At 38.6% G+C, this 1,833-nt stretch carries 2 protein-coding genes; both read left to right on the top strand.

The window, feature by feature from the left end; genetic code table 11:
* Window positions 1-355: 355 nt before the first annotated feature.
* Window positions 356-1,324, top strand: a complete 969-nt coding sequence (locus JX312_RS13010; protein WP_123406560.1) for a M23 family metallopeptidase — start codon at window positions 356-358, stop codon at window positions 1,322-1,324.
* A 4-nt stretch (window positions 1,325-1,328) separates the two neighbouring features.
* Window positions 1,329-1,664, top strand: a complete 336-nt coding sequence (locus tag JX312_RS13015; protein ID WP_204458350.1) for a MerR family transcriptional regulator — start codon at window positions 1,329-1,331, stop codon at window positions 1,662-1,664.
* Window positions 1,665-1,833 lie beyond the last annotated feature (169 nt).

Consider the following 1,833-nt stretch of genomic DNA (forward strand, 5'->3'; position numbering starts at 1 on the left):
AACCATATTTTACTATTTTGTCAATTCAAGTTGTTTAGAAACTGTTTAAATTTAATTCGAAATTATTTATATAATGACTCTTGTGGCTTTCCTGAGGTCTTTTATGGTTGTTTTAACCGGGTGTCATCGGTCATATAGTCCGCTATGCTCTCTTCTCAACTCGTGAAAAAACTGATAAAATCTTCTCAATAACCTCACAATTAAATTTTAACAGGCTACTAAACTATTATATTCTTATGTCAAAGTTTTTATGGTTCTTTTCACCATGTGTCATAAACTGACAATATAACTTTTTACTGACAATATAACTTTTTACACTGTGTATATAAGCTCCGCAGTTTATTAAATAACCTACATGAAGCGACCGATATACTATATATATAATCCTGAGACAGATAATTTTGAACGCGTGTTTCCCTCGATAAAGGGTAGAATCTGGGGATTCCTGCGAATAGGATGTTTGTCTTTGCTTATCGGCATTGGATTATATTTCGTAATCTTTTATTCTTTCGAAGCACCTACAGAACAAAATCTCCGCAAAGAAAACGCAATTCTGAAAAGTCAGTATAATATACTCAACAGGCGTCTTGACAATTCTCTAAAGGTCATGGCGAACATACAGAACAGAGATGATAATTTTTACAGAGTCATGATGCAGATGGATCCTGTGGGTTATGGACAAAGGCTCGCCGGTCTTGACAATGAAAAGAGATATCGTGAACTGCAGAACACTCCGGATGCAGGACTCGTAAGACTGCTGACACAGCGGCTTGATCTTTTTGAGCGTCAGTTATATGCACAGTCCCTTTCCTTTGATCAGCTGAAGGAGACTGCTTCAAAACAGAAAGACAAGCTTGCACATATACCATCTGTAATTCCTATAAATATCAAAGATTTCACAATGTCATCAGGATATGGTGTGAGACGCGACCCGATTTACGGCAGCTCTAAGTTTCACACAGGTCTTGACTTCGCAGCAAAGACAGGCACGCCAGTATTTGCCACAGCTGACGGTAAAGTTACAGAAGCCGGCAGACAAAGCGGATATGGCAATTGCATTGATATTTCTCACGGATACAACTATCTGACAAGATACGCACATCTGAGCGAGATACTTGTAAAACCGGGGCAGGAAGTGAAAAGGGGAGAGATGATAGGTAAAGTCGGTTCTACTGGTAAATCAACAGGATCTCACCTTCACTATGAAGTGAGATTTAAGGATGAGCCACAGAATCCTGTAAATTATTATTTCATGGATCTGACTCCGGAGGAATATGCGGAAATGGTTCAGTTAGCAGAAAATGCAGGACATGTAATGGATTGATTATATGGAAGAATTTGATAAAAAATATTATAAGATAAAGGATGTTTCGGAATTACTGGGAGTATCTGCATCTACATTAAGATATTGGGAACAGGAATTCCCTGAGTATCGTCCTCGCAGAAGCGCAACGAACATCAGATACTACAAACCACAGGATATCGAGACTCTAAAGATTATCCATTATCTGGTAAAAATCAAAGGACTGAAGATTGATGCTGCCAAAGAGCAACTGAAAGCCAACCGCCGTAATGTAACCAACAGAGTAAAGATAATAGACACGCTGTCAGCTACCCGCAACACTCTTGAGAATATGCTCAAGGCTCTGAACAAACGGAAATAAGGTTACACACATATGCATCAGGCACATAATAAAGAATGCCGGAAACAACTTGTTTCCGGCATTCTTTATTATGTGTGCTTGTTTCTTAAAACAGTAAACGTCCCATAAAGCGCATAACTCTCTTAAGTGTCCGAAGTTTCGGGCACTTCAATATTTCATGTCNTTAAAA

This window comes from Barnesiella sp. CU968, assembly GCF_905219685.1.
Lineage (GTDB): Bacteria > Bacteroidota > Bacteroidia > Bacteroidales > Muribaculaceae > Lepagella > Lepagella muris_A.